This window comes from Mucilaginibacter sp. P5_A6 (assembly GCF_056400585.1).
Window position 1 is genome coordinate 39,837 of the sequence record NZ_JBFUKZ010000018.1, and the last position, 18,647, is coordinate 58,483.

16 protein-coding genes are annotated in these 18,647 nt (G+C 43.5%); 3 read left to right on the forward strand and 13 right to left on the reverse strand.

The window, feature by feature from the left end:
• Window positions 1-51: 51 nt before the first annotated feature.
• Both AC1DO4_RS18245 and hemN read left to right on the forward strand, forming a co-directional pair.
• A complete protein-coding gene (locus AC1DO4_RS18245; RefSeq protein WP_477418382.1) occupies window positions 52-1,071 on the forward strand; it encodes a 2-hydroxyacid dehydrogenase in 1,020 nt (339 codons plus the stop codon).
• 11 nt (window positions 1,072-1,082) lie between these two features.
• Window positions 1,083-2,456 carry an oxygen-independent coproporphyrinogen III oxidase gene (gene hemN, locus AC1DO4_RS18250; protein ID WP_477418384.1) on the forward strand — a complete coding sequence of 458 codons (1,374 nt, stop codon included), beginning with the start codon at window positions 1,083-1,085 and terminating at the stop codon, window positions 2,454-2,456.
• Window positions 2,457-2,704: 248 nt separating this feature from the next.
• Here the strand turns inward: hemN and AC1DO4_RS18255 are convergent, their stop codons facing one another.
• The 10 genes from AC1DO4_RS18255 to AC1DO4_RS18300 form a co-directional block, all read right to left on the reverse strand.
• On the reverse strand, window positions 2,705-3,049 hold the full coding sequence (locus tag AC1DO4_RS18255; protein ID WP_477418386.1) for a hypothetical protein: 345 nt from the start codon (window positions 3,047-3,049) through the stop codon (window positions 2,705-2,707).
• 157 nt (window positions 3,050-3,206) lie between these two features.
• Complete coding sequence (locus AC1DO4_RS18260; RefSeq protein ID WP_477418388.1) at window positions 3,207-3,881, reverse strand: YoaK family protein; 675 nt, start codon at window positions 3,879-3,881, stop codon at window positions 3,207-3,209.
• Between the two features lie 15 nt (window positions 3,882-3,896).
• On the reverse strand, window positions 3,897-4,586 hold the full coding sequence (locus AC1DO4_RS18265; protein WP_477418390.1) for a sulfite exporter TauE/SafE family protein: 690 nt from the start codon (window positions 4,584-4,586) through the stop codon (window positions 3,897-3,899).
• Entirely contained in the window at window positions 4,583-5,005 is a 423-nt protein-coding gene (locus AC1DO4_RS18270; RefSeq protein ID WP_477418392.1) for a FixH family protein, read from the reverse strand. The genes AC1DO4_RS18265 and AC1DO4_RS18270 overlap by 4 nt, the downstream gene beginning before the upstream one ends.
• A gap of 4 nt (window positions 5,006-5,009) precedes the next feature.
• On the reverse strand, window positions 5,010-6,383 hold the full coding sequence (gene ccoG / locus AC1DO4_RS18275; RefSeq protein WP_477418394.1) for a cytochrome c oxidase accessory protein CcoG: 1,374 nt from the start codon (window positions 6,381-6,383) through the stop codon (window positions 5,010-5,012).
• A 2-nt stretch (window positions 6,384-6,385) separates the two neighbouring features.
• Window positions 6,386-7,285 carry a cbb3-type cytochrome c oxidase N-terminal domain-containing protein gene (locus AC1DO4_RS18280; RefSeq protein WP_477418396.1) on the reverse strand — a complete coding sequence of 300 codons (900 nt, stop codon included), beginning with the start codon at window positions 7,283-7,285 and terminating at the stop codon, window positions 6,386-6,388.
• A complete protein-coding gene (locus AC1DO4_RS18285; protein WP_477418399.1) occupies window positions 7,282-7,473 on the reverse strand; it encodes a hypothetical protein in 192 nt (63 codons plus the stop codon). The genes AC1DO4_RS18280 and AC1DO4_RS18285 overlap by 4 nt, the downstream gene beginning before the upstream one ends.
• 7 nt (window positions 7,474-7,480) lie before the next feature.
• Window positions 7,481-9,607 (reverse strand): cytochrome-c oxidase, cbb3-type subunit I, encoded by a 2,127-nt coding sequence (gene ccoN, locus AC1DO4_RS18290; protein WP_477418401.1) that lies wholly within the window; start codon window positions 9,605-9,607, stop codon window positions 7,481-7,483.
• A gap of 81 nt (window positions 9,608-9,688) precedes the next feature.
• Window positions 9,689-9,850 carry a cbb3-type cytochrome oxidase assembly protein CcoS gene (gene ccoS / locus AC1DO4_RS18295; protein ID WP_477418403.1) on the reverse strand — a complete coding sequence of 54 codons (162 nt, stop codon included), beginning with the start codon at window positions 9,848-9,850 and terminating at the stop codon, window positions 9,689-9,691.
• The gene (locus tag AC1DO4_RS18300; protein ID WP_477418405.1) at window positions 9,847-12,237 is read right to left on the reverse strand and encodes a heavy metal translocating P-type ATPase; all 2,391 of its coding nucleotides are present in this window, start codon (window positions 12,235-12,237) and stop codon (window positions 9,847-9,849) included. Before AC1DO4_RS18300 ends, ccoS begins: the two co-directional genes overlap by 4 nt.
• 164 nt (window positions 12,238-12,401) lie before the next feature.
• Between AC1DO4_RS18300 and AC1DO4_RS18305 the strand changes: the two genes are divergently transcribed.
• Window positions 12,402-14,183: a hypothetical protein gene (locus AC1DO4_RS18305; protein WP_477418407.1), complete on the forward strand. Its 1,782-nt coding sequence runs from the start codon at window positions 12,402-12,404 to the stop codon at window positions 14,181-14,183.
• Window positions 14,184-14,505: 322 nt separating this feature from the next.
• Here the strand turns inward: AC1DO4_RS18305 and AC1DO4_RS18310 are convergent, their stop codons facing one another.
• The 3 genes from AC1DO4_RS18310 to AC1DO4_RS18320 all read right to left on the reverse strand — a co-directional run bounded on the left by AC1DO4_RS18310 (window position 14,506) and on the right by AC1DO4_RS18320 (window position 18,630).
• Window positions 14,506-15,504: a glycoside hydrolase family 43 protein gene (locus AC1DO4_RS18310; RefSeq protein WP_477418409.1), complete on the reverse strand. Its 999-nt coding sequence runs from the start codon at window positions 15,502-15,504 to the stop codon at window positions 14,506-14,508.
• 50 nt (window positions 15,505-15,554) lie between these two features.
• On the reverse strand, window positions 15,555-16,955 hold the full coding sequence (locus AC1DO4_RS18315) for an alpha-L-fucosidase (RefSeq protein WP_477418411.1): 1,401 nt from the start codon (window positions 16,953-16,955) through the stop codon (window positions 15,555-15,557).
• Between the two features lie 223 nt (window positions 16,956-17,178).
• The gene (locus tag AC1DO4_RS18320) at window positions 17,179-18,630 is read right to left on the reverse strand and encodes a RagB/SusD family nutrient uptake outer membrane protein (protein WP_477418413.1); all 1,452 of its coding nucleotides are present in this window, start codon (window positions 18,628-18,630) and stop codon (window positions 17,179-17,181) included.
• Between the last annotated feature and the right edge of the window lie 17 nt (window positions 18,631-18,647).

Sequence of the window (18,647 nt, forward strand, 5' to 3'; positions counted from 1 at the left end):
ATACCCTAAACGTTGCCTTAACCATAGTTTTGTTTAATAAAACAGAATCGGATGAAAGCGGTAGCTTATAGTATAAAACCATTTGAGAAAGAGTATCTGGCCAAAGCCAACGAAAAGAAGCACGATATCACTCTGATATCCAATGCACTAAGCCAGGATACCGCAATCTATGCGGATGGCAAGGATGCAGTTATCGTATTTACCAATGATGATGTATCGGCAGCGGTTATTGAAAAACTAGCCAAATCGGGCGTAAAATATATTGTCACCCGCTCTACCGGCACCGATCATATCGACAAAGATACCGCTGCACAATTTGACATCAAAATATCCAATGTGCCCTCCTATTCTCCACAGGCAATTGCCGAACACGCGGTTGCTCTGGCTTTCGCGCTAAACCGTCACCTGGTTACGGCAGATCAGCATAGTCACCACTTTGATTTCAGGAACGATGAACTGATCGGCTTTAATTTTGCCGGAAAAACCGTTGGCCTTGTTGGCCTGGGTAATACAGGTAAAGCGGTCGCGAAAATATTTAATGGATTGGGATGTAGAGTAATTGCCTGCGACCCAAACTTTCCCGAAAACCTATCTGATATAGAATGTGTCAGTTTTGACGACTTATTAATCACCGCCGACATTATCTCTTTGCATTTACCGCTTACAGCTGCCACGAAGCACCTGGTTAAAAGGGAAACCATCGACAGGATGAAGAGTGGTGTGATGCTGATCAATACCTCCAGGGGAGCGCTTATCAGAACGACAGATATTATAGCGGGATTAAAAAGCGGGAAAATAGGTTACCTCGGCCTGGATGTTTATGAATTTGAAAAAGGGCTGTTTTTTGAAGATCACGAAGGCGATATGGTCAAAGATCCTTTACTGCACAGCTTACTGGATTATCCCAATGTACTGATAACACCTCACCAGGCCTATTTAACCAAAGAAGCACTGCAGGAAATTGCCGACCAGACCATTAAAAACCTGGACCTGTGGCAGTTGAACAAATGCGTGGGTAAAGCCTGTATTTGCCAAAAAGACTGCCGAGCCATTGATAAAGCACAATTGTAAAAATCATTTACATGCCAGTTCCAGAAAATATCGACCTTGCTATAAAGTACAATGTGGCCTTACCCCGTTATACCAGTTACCCAACTATGCCTTATTGGGATGTTGCCGCTTTTAACAAAACCTATTGGAAACAAACCGTAAGGCGATCTTTTGAGGAAAGCAATGCTAAAGAAGGCATAAGCCTTTACATCCATCTCCCCTTTTGTGAAAGCCTGTGTACATACTGTGGCTGCAATACCCGTATCACCAAAAATCACCGCGTTGAAGAGCCGTACATTAAAGCCCTGCTATTGGAATGGGCTTTGTATAAAAACATTTTTGGTCAAAAGCCCATCATCCGCGAGCTCCATCTTGGCGGCGGCACCCCAACTTTTTTTAGTTCAGAAAACTTAAAAATGCTAATCAGTGCTATTCTACTTCATACAGATGTTCATCCCGATGCAGTATTTAGTTTTGAAGCGCATCCCGCCAACACTACTGTTAATCATTTACAGGTATTATATGATCTTGGATTTCGCCGCCTAAGCCTGGGGATTCAGGATTTCGACCGCAGGGTGCAAGCTATTATCAATCGTCAACAAAGCTTCACACAGGTACAAACAGTTACCAGCCAGGCACGTCGCATTGGTTACATATCTGTTAATTACGATCTTATCTACGGCCTTCCGTTACAAACCTTACATGGTTTAGCCACTACCATACAACAGGTTGCCGAGCTAATGCCCGATAGGATAGCCTTTTACAGCTATGCACATGTACCATGGATAAAACCGGGCCAACGCCTTTTTACAGAAAATGATTTGCCCAATGCCGAAGCCAAAAAAAAATTACAAGAAACAGGGCGTGCCTTATTACACAGTTACGGCTACCTGGAGATAGGCATGGATCATTTCGCTTTAGCGGGCGATCAATTGTTTACTGCTATGAAAAGCGGCCACCTGTACCGCAATTTTATGGGCTACACAGATCAGCACACGCAACTATCGGTTGGGCTTGGGGTATCTGCTATCAGCGACTCAGGATATGCTTTCGCCCAGAATGTAAAAAATGTGGAGGAATACCTGCAACTTGTAAAACAAGGAGAATTACCTGTGTTTAAAGGGCACCTTTTAACGACAGATGACCTGGTGATCCGCAAACACATCCAAAACATCATGTGCAAAGGTGAAACCATATGGAACCATCACCTGGAGCCCTGCGTTTCGCTATTTGCCGGCATAGATCGTTTACAGCCCCTGGCCGATGACGGATTGATTGAACTTAATTCCTGGGGGTTAAAAGTAACGCCCTTAGGTAAAGGTTTTTTAAGAAACATTTGTATGGCGCTCGATACCCGGCTATGGGCTGATAAGCAGGCAACGCAGTTGTTCAGCATGGCTATCTAAAATGAAAAAAGAACTTGTTCAAGTTCTCCTTCCGGTATCGGCGGCAGTTTAGGTTTGGCGGGCCAGTCACCCTGGCAGACATGCAGATCGGTATGGCATACGCCACGTGCGATCACTTTTACCACTATTTAATTTTCGCCGGGCTCTTTTACCGGCATTTCTTCGATATGCAGCGCTTATCCAAATTCATGGATAACCGCTGCTTTCATTGTTTTAGGTAGCATATGTTTTGTTAGGAATATGTTGAATTATAATATAAAAACGGCAAGCATAGCCAGGTGCATAATTACACTGGCTGCAAAGAAAGATAATACGGTTCTGATACCAGAACCGCCCATGCCGGCAATGATATTGGCGAAGAACAAGATCATTGTAACACCTAATACAATAATGGGTGCATCAAAATAATACATCAAAACAGCGGGGATTGGCAAAAAAAGCACACCCTGCATCATCAGGGAAACCAGGAACCACATAGTTTTATTAGGAGCCTGGCTATCTGCTACGGCCAGCCATTTGTTCCATAAATTTGCATTGTTGCTTTGATTAGTTGTTGCTGCCCATGTTGGGGCGTTTAATTTCAAAATTGCCATGATTGATATGTTTTAATAGATCAAAGATGGTTAGGAATGCCATTTTAAACCATGATGGGGATCTATCTGCAAAATGACCTTCATCACTTTTCGCCCTTAAACGGATGGTGCAATTGATGGTAATAACGTTTAACAGCTATCCGGAAAACATCGTATATTAACGTATTAACGTATTAATCAATATTGACACAGGTATAAAGAATGCGTAAAACCTCATCAAACGAAACAGATAGGCTCCACCCAAAGCGCCGCACATAAAAAATAAAATGATTGCCGACCGCAGCTTGATCCGGGATATAAGGGCTGCACGATCATCTGGCTTTTTTTGAAGGAACTGTGCCAGCTCTATCCCCAGATCTGTAAAAGTACCTGTTAGATGTGTTGTTCTGACAACCGACCCGGAAACCATAGATACCAGCGAGTTTTGCAGGCCCATGGCAAAAAGCAAACTACCTGCAAATACTTCTTTAGCCACCAGGCTGTAGTCATAGCGGTAACCCAACAAGGCTACTGTTAATAATATGGCTATCTCGATAAAAATAGGAACAACATATGAAAAACGTTGGTTACGACCAATACGTGCTACAATTAAACCGCAGATAAAAGCACCTGCTAAAAATAAAAACATCCACAAAGCTACTACCCGCGCAGCTTTCCAATCCTGCAAGGCAATCCGTTCGGCAAACAGCGCGGCATGCGCCGTTACATTAGTAGTTAAAACGGCAAAACCTAAAAATCCGGCTGCGTTAACAAACCCCGCTGTAATACCCAGCAAAGAAGCCAGCTTAACATTATGTCTGTAAGTTCGTTTGGTGCCCAGGTGCCGTAACATATGAATATGGATTTATTAGTGACAAACACTGATGCCCGACGGTTGGATCTTCGGACTTAGGTATGGGATATCCAGATTTAACCCACGCAGTATAAACCAAAATCCAAGACAAACCATCAGGTAAGGCATGGTACGGTTAATGCGGCGGCGGATAACCGGCCCTATAAAGCCAGAGCCAATAGTGGCCAGCAGCATAAGCGGAAAGGTGCCCATTCCAAACCAAAACATATATTGCGCAGCTGATACAGGCGATGTTGTGTTAATTGCCCCAACCAAAGCCAGATAAACAAAGCCGCAAGGCAAAAACCCATTCAGTATGCCAACTATTAAATGGCCGGCTTTATGCTTAAGCGCATAATTTAATAATCGGGTAACCGGCGATAATAGTTTAGATATGCCCGGATTTTTTGAAACCCTTATTTTGAATAAACGCGATAGGCCAGCCATAATAATAAACGTGCCGCTTAAAAGGCTTACCACCTGTTGCATGCCGGCAAGCCAAAGTTGCTTTCCTAATAAACCAATCAATAACCCCAAAAAAGAATAAGTAATAACTCGACCAATATTATACAGCAGTTTATCGCTCACTATCAGCCACCATTTGGTTTGGAAGGATGGAATTGCCAGTGCAAGCGGACCACACATGCCTATGCAATGCACACTGCCAAATAAACCGATAAAGAAAGCGATACTGTTGTTGCTCATTTAATATAAATTTCCTGCTGATACAGGTAAKCCTTACGATTACTTTCCCAATTCAATACCAACTGCCACCGGCCAGTAACCATGGATTGCGCGGGAATAACTATTACCCTCCCGGCTGCACTATCTAACTTAAATTCTTTGTCCAACATTTGGTTAGATGGCCTGATAAATTTAACGGTGCCGGATGCAGGCTTAATAAAAGTTATACTAACCGTTTTGCCCGATAATTGAATTAACGGCTGGGCATGATCCTGCAGAACCAGCCGCTCCTTGTTAAAGTCCCTATCGAAATTTAGGCCCTTTTCATAATATTGGTGATCATAACCATCATCGGGCGCCATAAACATATAAACACACATGCTGATGATATACAGCATAAAAAGCACCATTCCTCCAATAATTCCTTTTCCCCAGTTCATAATATTAATCGTTTACGGGCCCTACAAAAGCGGTATTTACCGTTTGCATAACCTTGTGGTTTTGTATCAGCTGTAAGCTAATGGTTGTTTTCGCAGCATGTATCTTTGCGGCCGGAACCAGTATAAAAAAGACAGCTTTGGCTGCTGTACCTCCAATGATAGTACCCGGTGCCTGTATATATTTCACTTTCACAGCAGGATCAACCGGCTGTATGGTTATGAGTTTATTCGCCTTGGTTTTATTAATGATCTCGGCATTGTATATATTGCTGATGTAACCGCCCGGCTGTTCCTGGTAAAGCATTCCGGCGCCGCGCATAACCGTCATATTCAAATCGCTGCGACTAAATATAAAATAGCAAAGCACCGTAATTAATAAGGCGATCATAACCGTGTATGCCTTCATCCTACCGGTAAATGTGAGTTTTACCCGGTTTTGGATCATGTTTTCTGAAAAAAAGCCAACCAGGTTAACCGGCTTTTTTATTTTGATCATTACCTCGTTACATACATCAATACAGGCAGTGCAGTTGATGCATTCCATTTGTGTGCCATTGCGAATATCGATACCTGTTGGGCAAACGGATACGCACAGGCCACAATCCACACAATCGCCTTTGGAAGTGTTAAGTTCCGCATCCCTGGAAAATTTTCCACGGGGCTCACCTCGCAAATTATCATAAGCCACCACTATGGTATTTTGGTCAAGCAATACCCCCTGAAGGCGTCCGTAAGGGCATATCACCGTGCAAACCAACTCGCGCACCTGACTGTATACCAAATAAAAGAGGATAGTAAACACCCAGATACTGAAAAAACCCGACCAATGCAAGCTTACCGGTTCTGTAACGATCTTTAACAAGCCTTCGCTCCCTATCAGATAAGCTAAAAAAGTATTGGCAATCAAAAAGGAAAAAAACAGGAACAACAAATGCTTGCCCGTTTTCTTAAATATTTTCTCCTTACCCCAGGGTCTTGTATCCAATGCTCTGCGTTTTGCGGCATCCCCTTCTATCCAGAACTCTATCTTTCGAAAAACCATCTCCATAAAGATAGTTTGCGGACAGATCCAGCCGCAGAATACACGCCCGAAGACGATGGTAAACAGTACAATACAAACCAGGAAGACCAATGTAGCCAACACAAACAGGAAAATATCCTGCGGCCAAAATACCTGCCCGAGTATCACAAACTGCCGGTCTATAAAATTGAGCAACAGCAAAGGCTGCCCGCTGATTCGTATAAACGGACCAGCAAAAAAAATGACGAGGTAAAAATAGCTTACCCAGCTACGCCATTTATATAAAACACCTTTACGTAGCAGCGGGTACATCCACTTCCGTGCTCCTGTTTCCTTTCCCGCCAGTAATCCGTCCATAATTATTTGATTGAGGCCAGCTGGTTTGTTGCTGTTTCTTTAGTGCCTTGTGGCTCTTTTGCCCCGGCAGGCTTGGTTCCATGCAATGATTTTACGTAGTTGGCCACATCAGCTATTTGTGTTGGCGATAATTGTTTTTCCCAGGTAGGCATCCCTTTTGCCAGTACGCCATATTTGATGATTTTAAACAGATCATTGATCTTGCCGCCATGCAGCCAAAAATCATCTGTAAGGTTTGGTCCCACATTACCTTGCGCGTGTTCGCCGTGGCAGGCCTGGCAATTTTGTGCAAAAATCATCTGTCCCGCTTTTAATATCTCCGGATCATGAACCAGTTTTACCGTATTTTCATCTACCTGGCTGGCAGCCTTGCTCAGGTACAGTTTTTTAGCGATATCTGCTTGCGCCATTTCTGTTTTGTATTCTTCGTATTGCAACTGGCCTGTATGAAAAACATGATAATTAAGCAGGTAACCTGCCGCGAAAATGATGGAAGCATAAAACAGGTACATGAACCATCCGGGGATAGGGTTATCCAATTCCTGGATACCATCATAATCATGCGCTATCAACAATTCCTTTTCCTCTGCCATCGGCCTTAGCGAAAGCAGTTTGCTCCATACCTCTTTTTTGGGTTTTTTCGGCTTTTTAGGGGGATGCATTTCGGCGCTGACCTGTGCGTTTGTATAACCTTCGGCCTTTAAAACAAGCCTGGTGAGTACATTAAATGTGCGTACAAGTACCAGCATGGCAATAACTATCAGCAAAAGCATAGTTACTATAGCGCCATAAGCAATGTAGTTTTTTACATCATCGGGTATCAGGCTATCGCCACCCTTGGCACTTGCGGCTTGTGTTAGCCCCAACAACGGCAGTATAAAAAATAGCTTTACGTATTTCATAGCTCATTATTGGGTTGAGGTTCATTGATCCCATCATGCAATGGCATATCGCTCATGTGCGTTACATGTTCTTTACGCAGCCTCATGAGCATAATGGTTACTACAACAAAAAATAAAAAGAATATACCTAAGGAGAAAAGCAGGTACCCCTGGTTGGCGGTGATGTTTTCTGTAAATTGTTTAAACATGATCTTGTTATTTATTAGCGGTTTTGCTGGCTTTAATATCAACCCCTAAACGCTGCAGGTAAGCAATGATGGCGATGATCTCTTTATTACTTTTTACCTTAATGTGGTCTTTTGCCAGGTTATCAGAGATGCCTTTGGCTTGTTTATCCAGATCCTGGTTAGCCTTATCTTCATATCCTAATGCATACGGAACGCCTAGCGTGCGCATTGCATTTATTTTTGACCGGGTTGTTGTGGTATCCAGTTTCTGCGAGATCAGCCAATCGTAGTTAGGCATGATACTACCCGGCGACATCAGCCTTGGATCCATCAGGTGATTATAGTGCCAGGCGTTACCGTACTTTTCACCTTCCCTTGCCAGATCCGGCCCGGTACGCTTTGATCCCCATAAAAACGGGTGATCGTATACAAATTCACCGGCCTTGCTGTATTCGCCATACCGCTCGGTTTCTGAACGGAATGGCCTTACCGTTTGCGAATGACAATTAACACACCCTTCCCTGATATAAATATCACGCCCCTGTAGCTCCAACGGCGTATATGGCTTTACACTGGCTATTGTTGGGATGTTTGATTTGATGGTAAGTGTTGGCATCAACTCCACAAATGTGCCCACCAGGATCACCAGCAACGCTGCTATCATCATCTGGATAGGTTTACGTTCTAGCGTGCGGTGCCAGCTTTTTTCATTTACCACTGTATTTACAGGGGCTAATGGCATAGCCTGCGCAGCTTCATTGGCCACCAGGCTACCTTGCATCATGGTGCGGGCCAAATTATAGGCCATCACAATAACCCCCAGCAGGTACATGGCTCCGCCTGCAGAACGCATCATGTGCATGGGCAAGATCTGTAGGGTGGATTCCAAAAAGTTAGGATATTTCAGCATCCCTTCTGGCGTAAATTCTTTCAGCATCAGGCTTTGGGCAAAGCCGGCCCAATACATAGGGATAGCATAAAATAATATCCCCAGCGTACCTATCCAGAAATGGAAGGCCGATAGTTTTTTGGAGAACAATTCTGTTTTGTAGATGCGGGGAATAACCCAATACAGGATAGCGAAGGTTAAAAAACCATTCCAGCCTAATGCACCTACGTGTACGTGAGCGATGATCCAGTCGCTAAAGTGAGCGAAGCCGTTTACCTGCTTTAGCGACAACATGGGCCCTTCAAATGTGGCCATACCGTAGGCGGTTAAGCCAACTACCATAAATTTCAATACCACGTCATCACGTACCTTATCCCAGGCACCGCGCAGGGTTAATAGTCCATTGATCATACCGCCCCAGCTTGGCGCGATAAGCATAATGGAAAACGCTATACCTAACGATTGGGCCCAGCCCGGTAACGTGGTGTATAACAAATGGTGCGGGCCAGCCCAGATATAAATAAATATAAGCGCCCAAAAATGCAGGATACTTAACTTGTACGAATAAATAGGCCGGTTAGCCATTTTAGGCAGAAAGTAGTACATCATACCCAGGTAGGGCGTAGTCAGAAAAAAAGCTACGGCATTATGGCCGTACCACCATTGTACCAGCGCGTCCTGCACACCTGCGTAGATATAATAACTTTTCCAGGCAGATACCGGCAACTCCATAGCGTTAACGATATGCAAAACCGCAATGGTAACAAACGTGGCGATGTAGAACCAGATGGCAACATACAGATGCCGTTCGCGGCGTTTAAATATAGTACCAAACATATTTACGCCAAATACCACCCATATGAGCGTAATGGCAATATCAATAGGCCATTCCAGTTCGGCATATTCATGAGAAGTAGTAAAACCTAATGGTAATGTAATTACGGCAGATACTATAATAAGCTGCCATCCCCAGAAATGGAGCTTGCTCAGCCAATCGCTGTACATACGTGCTTTTAAAAGTCGCTGTAATGAATAATAAACACCCATAAAAATGGCATTACCTACAAAGGCGAAGATCACCGCGTTGGTATGCAACGGGCGGATACGGCCATAGGTGGTATATTGGTTACTCATGTTCATGCCAGGGGCATATAACTGTATGGCAATGATAAGACCTACCGTCATTCCAATGATCCCCCAGACCACGGTAGCTATACCAAAATTGCGGACGATCTTATTATCGTAGTAAAATTTTTCGGGCTGCATAGTTGTTTTTATGATATTGTAAAATTAGTTGGAGCTGCTTGGGTTAGGAATGATAAGCATTGCCTGGAAATATGATAGCGGTCACTTTTTTACAGGCGGTTCTTCATCGTCATCCAGCAGGATGCGTATAGATGGTGTATACAGATCATCGTTTTGCCCGCTGCGCTGCGCCCAGAAAAAGGCAACTAAAAATACCAGGGCCAATAACACGCTGCAGCCGATGAGGAAGTAAATAATGCTCATGCCAGTTTCCTTTTCCTGGCTGCGAAATGCGTTGCCAAACTGGTGAAGGTAATGATGGTTACCGTGCTCAGGGGCATCAGTATAGCTGCCGTTAACGGCGATAGGTTACCCGTTACCGCATAACTAAGCCCAATAAGATTATAAGTAAGCGATATCAAAAATGAAAAACGGATAATGTTAACGGTATCTTTAGAAAACCTCAGGAATGAAGGTAATTTATGGAAAGACCGGCCATCCATAATGGCATCGCTGCCCGGCGAAAAGTTGTTCACATCATCGGTTACTGCTATGCCCAGGTCGCTTTGTTTTAAAGCACCGGCATCATTGAGCCCGTCGCCCATCATCATTACCTGCCTGCCCTGCCGCTGCAATGCCTGTACAAAATCAAGCTTGCATTGCGGCGACTGGTTAAAATGCATACTTTGAGGCACTTTGAAAAACCGGGTCAGTTCTGCCCGCTCGTGATCCTGGTCGCCCGAGAGTAAATACGTGGTATAAGCAGGCTGCAATGTCTGAATATTTCCCATTCCATCCCTGTACTGGTGCGTAAATTCAAAAAAGCCCAGCAGCTCATCATCCATCATCAGGTAAACTTTGCTCGCCTGGTCTTCTATTTCCTTGTAACCTAAAACCAGTTTTGAGCTGCCTATGCGTAACCGGTGCCCGTCAATAGTAGCCTGGATACCCAGGTTAGGGATCTCGGCATACCTGCTAATTGCAAGCCTTTGCTGGTTACCCAGGTACTGGCAAATCATCCGGCTTAAGGGATGGCTTGAATTGATGCAAGTGCTGTAAATAAGCAGCTGTTCTTTTGCAGATAAAAGCCCGTCTATTTTAATTTCCTTGCTATCTCCGGTGGTAATAGTGCCGGTTTTATCAAAAACAATAGTGTCTATGGCCGCCATCTGCTCCACCACCGCCACGTTTTTGAGGTAAAAGAAATTACGGTCGAATATGGAAAGTGCAGCAGACATGGTAAATGGCGTACTTAAAGCCAGCGCACATGGGCATGCTACTATCAGCACGGCGGTAAAAGCGGCGAAGCCTCGTCTTGCATCTGTTGGCAGCCAAAATAGCAATGAGCCAAAAGCGATAACCAATAATATAATAGTGAAATACCGGCTTACCTTTTCATTGAAGGTTTGCATGCGGTTATCCTTTTGGCGGGTAAATGCCTCATTGTTCCATAGTTGGGTAAGGTAGCTCTGGTATACCGGTTTAACTACTTCCAGCTCAATGGCTTCGCCGGTTTGCCGCCCTCCGGCGTAAACTACTTCTCCCAATGTTTTCTTTACGGGTATGCTTTCGCCGGTTACAAAACTAAAATCAATCAGGGCCTCTCCTTTTAATAAAATAGCATCGGCAGGGATGATCTCGTTATGGCGAACGAGCATCCGGTGACCGGTTTTTAATTGAGCCAGCGGAATGGGTTTGTCCAGGCTATCCTCAATAACATGAACCGCTACCGGAAAAAATGACCGGTAATCCCGCTCGAAAGAGATGTGGTGGTAGGTTTTCTTCTGTACCAGTTTGCCTACCAGTAAAAAGAAAACCAACCCACAAAGCGTATCCGCGAAACCGGCGCCACTATGGGTGATAACTTCAAAACAGGTACGGATAAATAATACGGCTATACCCAATGCCAGCGGAAAATCAATGCCAAATACTTTTTTCTTCAGATTTTGCCAGGCAGCAATAAAATATCCCCGACCGCTATAAAAAACAACCGGCAGGGTAAACAGAATGTTCAGCCAGCCAAAAAAGTGTTTAAATGTAGTTTCATAATCAGATAAGCCAAAATACTCCGGGAAGCTAAGCAACATCACATTACCAAAACAAAAGCCGGCAACGGCAATCTTCTGTACAAGGTTATCCTTACTCAACCCGTTTTGCTTTTTGATGATATCCTGCAGGCTGATGAGTGGTTCGTACCCTACATCATATAACAGCTCCACCACCTGCTGTAGGCTGATCTTTCGATGATCAAAGCGGATATTCAATTGTTTTTTTAAAAAATCAACCCGGCTGTAATGAATAGCAGGGTTGATGCTGTTTAGCTGTTCCAGCAGCCAAAGACAAGAACTGCAATGGATATGCGGAATAAAAAAGGTAACAATAGTAAGCCGGGCATCAGTATAATCAACCAGTTCACCAACAATATCTGCCGAACTTAAATAATCAAAGCGTTTGTCTGTACGTGCCCTTGTAGCACCAGGATGGTCATTATAACTATAATAATTAGCCATTTTACTGGCCGACAATATCTCGAAAACGGATTTACAGCCATTACAACAGAAGTTTTTTCCCTCCATAATATAAACTGTTGTTAAACAATCGTCGCCACAATGGTAGCAGGCAATTTTCTCCATGATGGTGGGTTGGATCATCTTTTGAATTTTAATGCTCAAAGCTGCAGAATTCCGTATCTGTAAAGAGTGACCATTGATACCTCAAAATGTGACCTTCATCAATTTTACAAGCATGGATACCACATAGCTTTGAAAATTGAAACGACTGATAAAAGTCGTTTCCTCATCTATTGTTATTTATCATGAGCCATACTTTTCATATTCCCGTTTTAGGATTGGGTTATTCTATTGATACCCCGCTTAAAGTAGCCCGCTACGGTATATCATCCGTACTATCCATTGTAGACGATGAACTGATAGAACGCATGCGCGAATATCATTCGTTAGAAAATGAAAGACCTTTTATCCCTATCTTAAAAAAAGTAACAGATAGCCGGGCAAAGCGGATAACAGCCTACCTTAATTTGCTGCACAGCCTGGTTAACGCACAATTCGACTATCTGCGCAGCCAACCATTTGAAACAGGCAGTGATATTTGCCGTTATTTTGAACTATTGCCCGAAGGCTCGCAATTAAAGGCTGGTTACGACCTGATGATGGATTACCCGGAAGGCGAAAATAAAGCGTTGTTTCAACAGATCCTGCGCCGGATGATGACCGCGGGTGCTATTGATGTGAACATCATGTCTAAAGTTGACCGGATGAATTTTAGCGCAGCGGGAGATTATTTGGGGGACGAAAATACAGATGCGCAAACTGCTTTGCGTGGATTTGCCGATAGCAACCTTCGCTCCTCGGTTATTCTATCTGCCGGAATGAATCCTAAATTGTATAGTTACCTGGAAACCTTCAACGCTTTTTTTCCGGATAAAAACGGAGAGCTACAGAAAAAGATCATTTTAAAGGTAAGCGATTTTCGGTCGGCATTGATCCAGGCTAAATTTCTGGCAAAAAAGGGCCTGTGGGTGTCTGAGTTCAGGGTAGAATCGGGATTAAATTGCGGCGGACATGCCTTTGCCACAGAAGGTTACCTGTTGGGACCAATACTGGAAGAGTTTAAACAGAAACGAGCCGACATGATCACCGAATTATTTCAATTATACCAGGCGGCAATATTTCAAAAAGGCATTACATCTCCTACTCCTCCAAAACAAAAGCTAAGCGTGCAGGGAGGTATTGGCACAGCCGAAGAAAACGATTTTTTAATAAAGCGCTACCAGTTGGATGCTACCGGATGGGGCAGCCCATTCCTTTTGGTTCCTGAAGCAACAAATGTAGATGAAGAAACGCTCATGCAGCTATCAGGCGCACAGGAATCAGATTATTACCTGAGCGCCTCGTCACCCTTAGGCATTCTGTTTAATAACTTTAAACAAGCAAGCAGCGAAAACCAAAGATTAGCGCGAATTGAAGCCGGCAGGCCGGGCAGCCCCTGCACCAAAAAATACCTTTGCACCAATACCGAATTTACCGTACAACCCATTTGCACTGCCTCCAGGGAATATCAGCATTTAAAGATCAAACAGTTACAAACGCTGGAGCTGGACACTCAAGACTACCAACAGCAATATGACGCCATAACCGAAAAAATATGCCTTTGTGAGGGCCTCTGTTCATCAGCTTATATCAAATACAATATCAGCAAGCCCAAAGAAAACAAGGCAGTGGCTGTTTGCCCGGGCCCCAACCTCGCTTATTTTAACAGGACCTATTCCCTGGATGAAATGGTGAAACACATTTACGGCAAACTCGATTTGCTGGATCAGGTTAAACGGCCGCACATGTTTGTTAAAGAATTAAACCTGTATATTGATTATTTACAAACCGATGTGCAAAAACACCTGAAAGAGCTGACGGATAAGAAAATAAAACAGTTCGGCAAATTTAAAGATCAACTTATAAGCGGTATAGCATATTACAAACAACTTTTTGGCGAATTACCCGACCAGACATCAGCGCTGATGCAAGCGCTAAATGCAGACCTGGGTATCGCTGAGCATAAGCTTGACGACACGCTCATTTAACCAGGTCTATCAAATACCTTAACATAAAAAATGACACCCTCGTGTGTCATTTTTTATGTTAAGATCGTTCATCACTTTAATTATTCAGTAGTAGGGAACACCGATAAAGACACAGCAATATGACCGGCCATTTTTTCGCAATGACTACTCTTCAGCAGTTTTTTTTCTGGAAAGGACCCATCTTCTCCACCATGGCACGCGTTGCTACTTCAAAAAGAAGCAACAAGCTAATTGATGGCGCTTAAATTCTCAGAAAAACATTCCCGGTACTTTGATCTCCATATTTTGGTCACCATATCGGTCTAAATCCTATCGCCATAAGTTAAAGGTTATAAATCTCTACCTTACCATCATTTATGCTTAAAGGCAACCATAGATAGGCAGACTTTTCCAGGTCTGTTTTATTCCACACATCGCCCATGAAGATAAACTTTCCGGCTTCGCCTGCAACGGGTAATACAAATGCTCCCTGCGAAAAAAAGGTCACTTCTGCATTTAGTCCTTTACATGGATTGCCTTGTTCTATCCATGGCCCCATAATATTATCAGCAACTGCATAAGATGCCGCATTTGGCGACCAGCCCGAACAACCCGAAGTAATTAAATAGTATTTCCCATTATTTTTAAAAATAGCCGGGCTTTCCCGTTTTTTATTCTCAAATATTCTTACATATGTTGTTGTTGGCTTTAAATAATCATCGCTCAGCAGACAAATATGCATAGTATTGTTATCTTCGGATGAGTAAATCAGGTAGGCTTTACCGTCATCATCTTTATACAAAGTCATATCCCTTAGCATTTGGTCGTTTGGTTTTATGCTCCCCAAATATTGGTATGGCCCAACCGGGCTATCACTTATGGCAACACCACCCCTTGAATAGTTGTAGTCGTTCTTATCTATATGCATCCACATCACAAATTTCTTTGTATGTTCATTATAAATCACTTTAGGCCTTTCAATCACGCGGCCGGTATCCAGGTCATTGCCCAGGTCATTCACTACCGGTTTCAAGGCGATGCCCCTATATTTCCAATGTTTCAGATCTGTAGATGAATAGCAGGATATTCCGCCTGCCGGAACCCGGTAATCTTCCCAGTTCTGGCCCGGAACAAGCCAGGTTTTCCCATTTTTTATTTCGCCAAAAAGGTAATAAACACCTTGATAATACATTACACCAGGGCCATGGGCGTTAATAGGTTTCTCATCTGTATCAAATAACACCTTACCATGCACAAGGGTATCTGGCAATGATTTGACCGTGTTTGCAAAGGTTAAACTTTTGCATATTAATAATAACGTGATAAGTGTAATGTATTTCATCTTTCTTAGGTTAATATATTAACAATGTTGTAAATAAGCTAGTAAAGGGCTTAAAAAGTATCTGCATTAAAAACAGCAATACTACGCATTATTGCCATAGAACTGGTAACCGTAAAACGCAAGGCCGTGGCCGAAACTTTAGCAAACTGATCTATCCGCTTATGCCCTATGGTTTGTCCTGCTACAATGATCTTCCACTTATCATCAACTTGTGCTTCAATAGTATATTTCGAAATTTTTTGTCCATCATGCAGATCTTCCATAGTAACCACATGGTCAAATGTTTTTAATCCATTAAATTTCAGGGTTTGCACAGGCGATTTTGAATGAGATGCAGCAATTGGATTACTGAATCTACGCTTAATTTCATTACCCGTTTCCTTTGCCGCCGCAACAAGGTCGTCAGGAATCAACCCGCGTCGATCAGGAGTCAGGTTCACGATCAAGCCAGATCCACGTCCGATGGTTTCATAGTAAGCCTGCATACGCCTCGCGAGCGACTGGGTTTTACGCGGCCCATCCCACATCCAGCCACCAGTACTAAAGCTAACTGTAGTTGGGGCTATTTGCGGCCGGTAGAATTTACCTATCGGGTCACCGATATTGATATGATCCCATCTGTAGGTTTTACTAACCGAATATCTGGTACCATCAACGGTGTTCAGCGCGTTCCAAAGCGGGTAACCAGCTTTACCATTCTCATTACCAACATGTTCTATATCCGGCCCTAAAAAAAGGCATTTAGGTTGAAGCCCATGCGCATATTTGGTCAGCGCTGCATAAAACGCTCTTAATTTACCGCCGCGAGGTACAGAATCAATTGCATCTGAACGGCCAAAATGATCGTCCCAGATAAAAACAAGAGGGCCATAATTAGTCATCAATTCGCGGATTTGCTCTTTCTCTTTCTGCAAGGCCTTTTTATATAGCTCCGAATCATCAAATTTATCTAGCCTTCCTGTTTCTCCGTCTTTATACCCTGGTTGGCCGGCTTCCCAATGTGAATCTATCCAGGGGGCAGTATATAAACCAACCTTCAACCCGTGTTTTCTGCATGCATTTACAAACTCTCTTACGATATCGCCTTTACCGTTTTTGTAAGGACTCGACGCTACACTGTAATTTGTAGTTTGCGTCGGCCACAAACAAAAGCCCTGCTCATGCCTGGCTGTAAGCACCATATAGGTTGCGCCCATTGCTTTAGCGGCCAGCACCCATTGCTCCGGGTTCAGCGCAGTTGGGTTAAATGCTGATGCCGGTGTACTGCCCTGCTGTGCATCCCGAGCGGCATATGTGTCAATACTGTAATGAATAAAAACTCCAAGTTCAAGATCCTGAAATTCAAGTTGCCGGGAAGTAGGCCGCGCCAATACAGGTGACTGTGCCTCCCCCCGCGTGGAAGAAAACAACATTAGTATTAGCAACATGATTGTCATAAATATTCTTGCCATTCTTTTATTTCTTATTTAAAGCATGCTCATTAGTAACATACAAAACCGTTTTAAATCATTTTTTTTAACTAAAGCCCGTTGATGTTGACAGGCGACTGTGCCAAGACAAAAGATGGAATCGCCAGGAGGGCGATTYCATCAAAATCATTCTAAACTTTTTACTTTCTCGCATTCTAACACTAACAATTGGAGTCGGTTAGGAATTTTAGAGGTTGACGGATTATTAATTTCCTAAGTTCGGATTTAACTGTAGGTCACCGGATGGGATAGGCAAATAGTATTGCGGCGTTCCAATTGGAGCATTTTCTGACGGATCTCTGTTAGCAATAACCTGGGTTAACAGCTGCAAACGGGTTATATCAAACCACCTGGTATATTCGCCCGCAAATTCCCACGCCCTTTCACTGATTACCGCTTTTACAAAATCTGTACCTGATAGGCCAATCAAAGGAGTTAAACCAGCACGGGCACGTATGGCGTTAACACTTGCGTAAGCCTGATCATTAACAGCGCCACTCCTGGCCTGTGCTTCGGCATATATCAATAAAACATGTGCATACCGCATCATTTGAACGGTAGCACTTGAGCCGTCGGTACTGCCCTCAACAGGAGCCCTGAACTTCTCATAATAGGGGTGTTTTACCGCATCACTCTGCCAAGGTATAGTTGTACCATCAGATTTTTTAATAACCGTATGGAAAGTGGCACTCTTTCTTGGTCCGGCAGGGAAATCAACAAAAAATTTGATTTCTGCAAAAAAATCATCCCAACCATTTTCTTCGCCAGGCATTGCAGAAGAACCATAAAGTGCATTTGAATTAAACCAGTTACAGGTACCGCAATTATGAATGGCAAAAACCTCTTCTGATGTTGTTGTTCCTAACCGGGTGTTCTGCCATAATGTGTTTATATCGGCTACCAGATCGAAACCGTAGGCAGCTTTATTGTCAATTACCTCTTTGGCTTTAGCAGCAGCCAGCGCGTATTTTGCATTATCGTTAACAGGCCAGCCGCCTTCTGTAAGGTAAACATCTGCAAGCAACGCTGATGCCGCGCCTTTGGAAGCCCTGCCGGCATCCAGCTTTTTATTCTGCATCAGTTTTTCGGCATTCAGCAAATCGCTTTCAATCAGTTTATATACTTCGGCTGGAGCAGATGTTCCGACCTTTAAAACCTCYGGGCTATAAACTTCTGAAGTTATCAGCGGAATTTTTCCCCATAACCTAACAAGCCAATAATAATCAAGCGCGCGAAGATAATAAGCTTCGCCCAGGATTTGATTGATAGCGGCAGCGTCGCCTGCGGTTGATTTATAATTGTTGATAATGTTATTGGAGCCTTGTATTGATTTGTAACATCCGTTCCAAATATTGAGCATCCTGCCGTTAAGATTGGAAACATGGTATTGATCAAATTCTCTTAGGTCGGCCTTGTTGCTGGCCGCGTGAGTAGTAAGGTCATCAGATCCCATTAACACGGCAACAACTGCTGCAGTAGTAAACCCGTTTATCCAGGTGGTTGATAATGGTTTATAAGCGCCTACCAATGCTGCATTTAAACCGGCCACGGTACTTAATGCCTGTGATCCTACTACCTGGCCTCTGGGGTCTTCATTCAGTGCTTTTTTACAGCCCACCACCGATAGGATCATTAATATAATTAAAATCTTTTTCATAATTTATCTTTTCAATA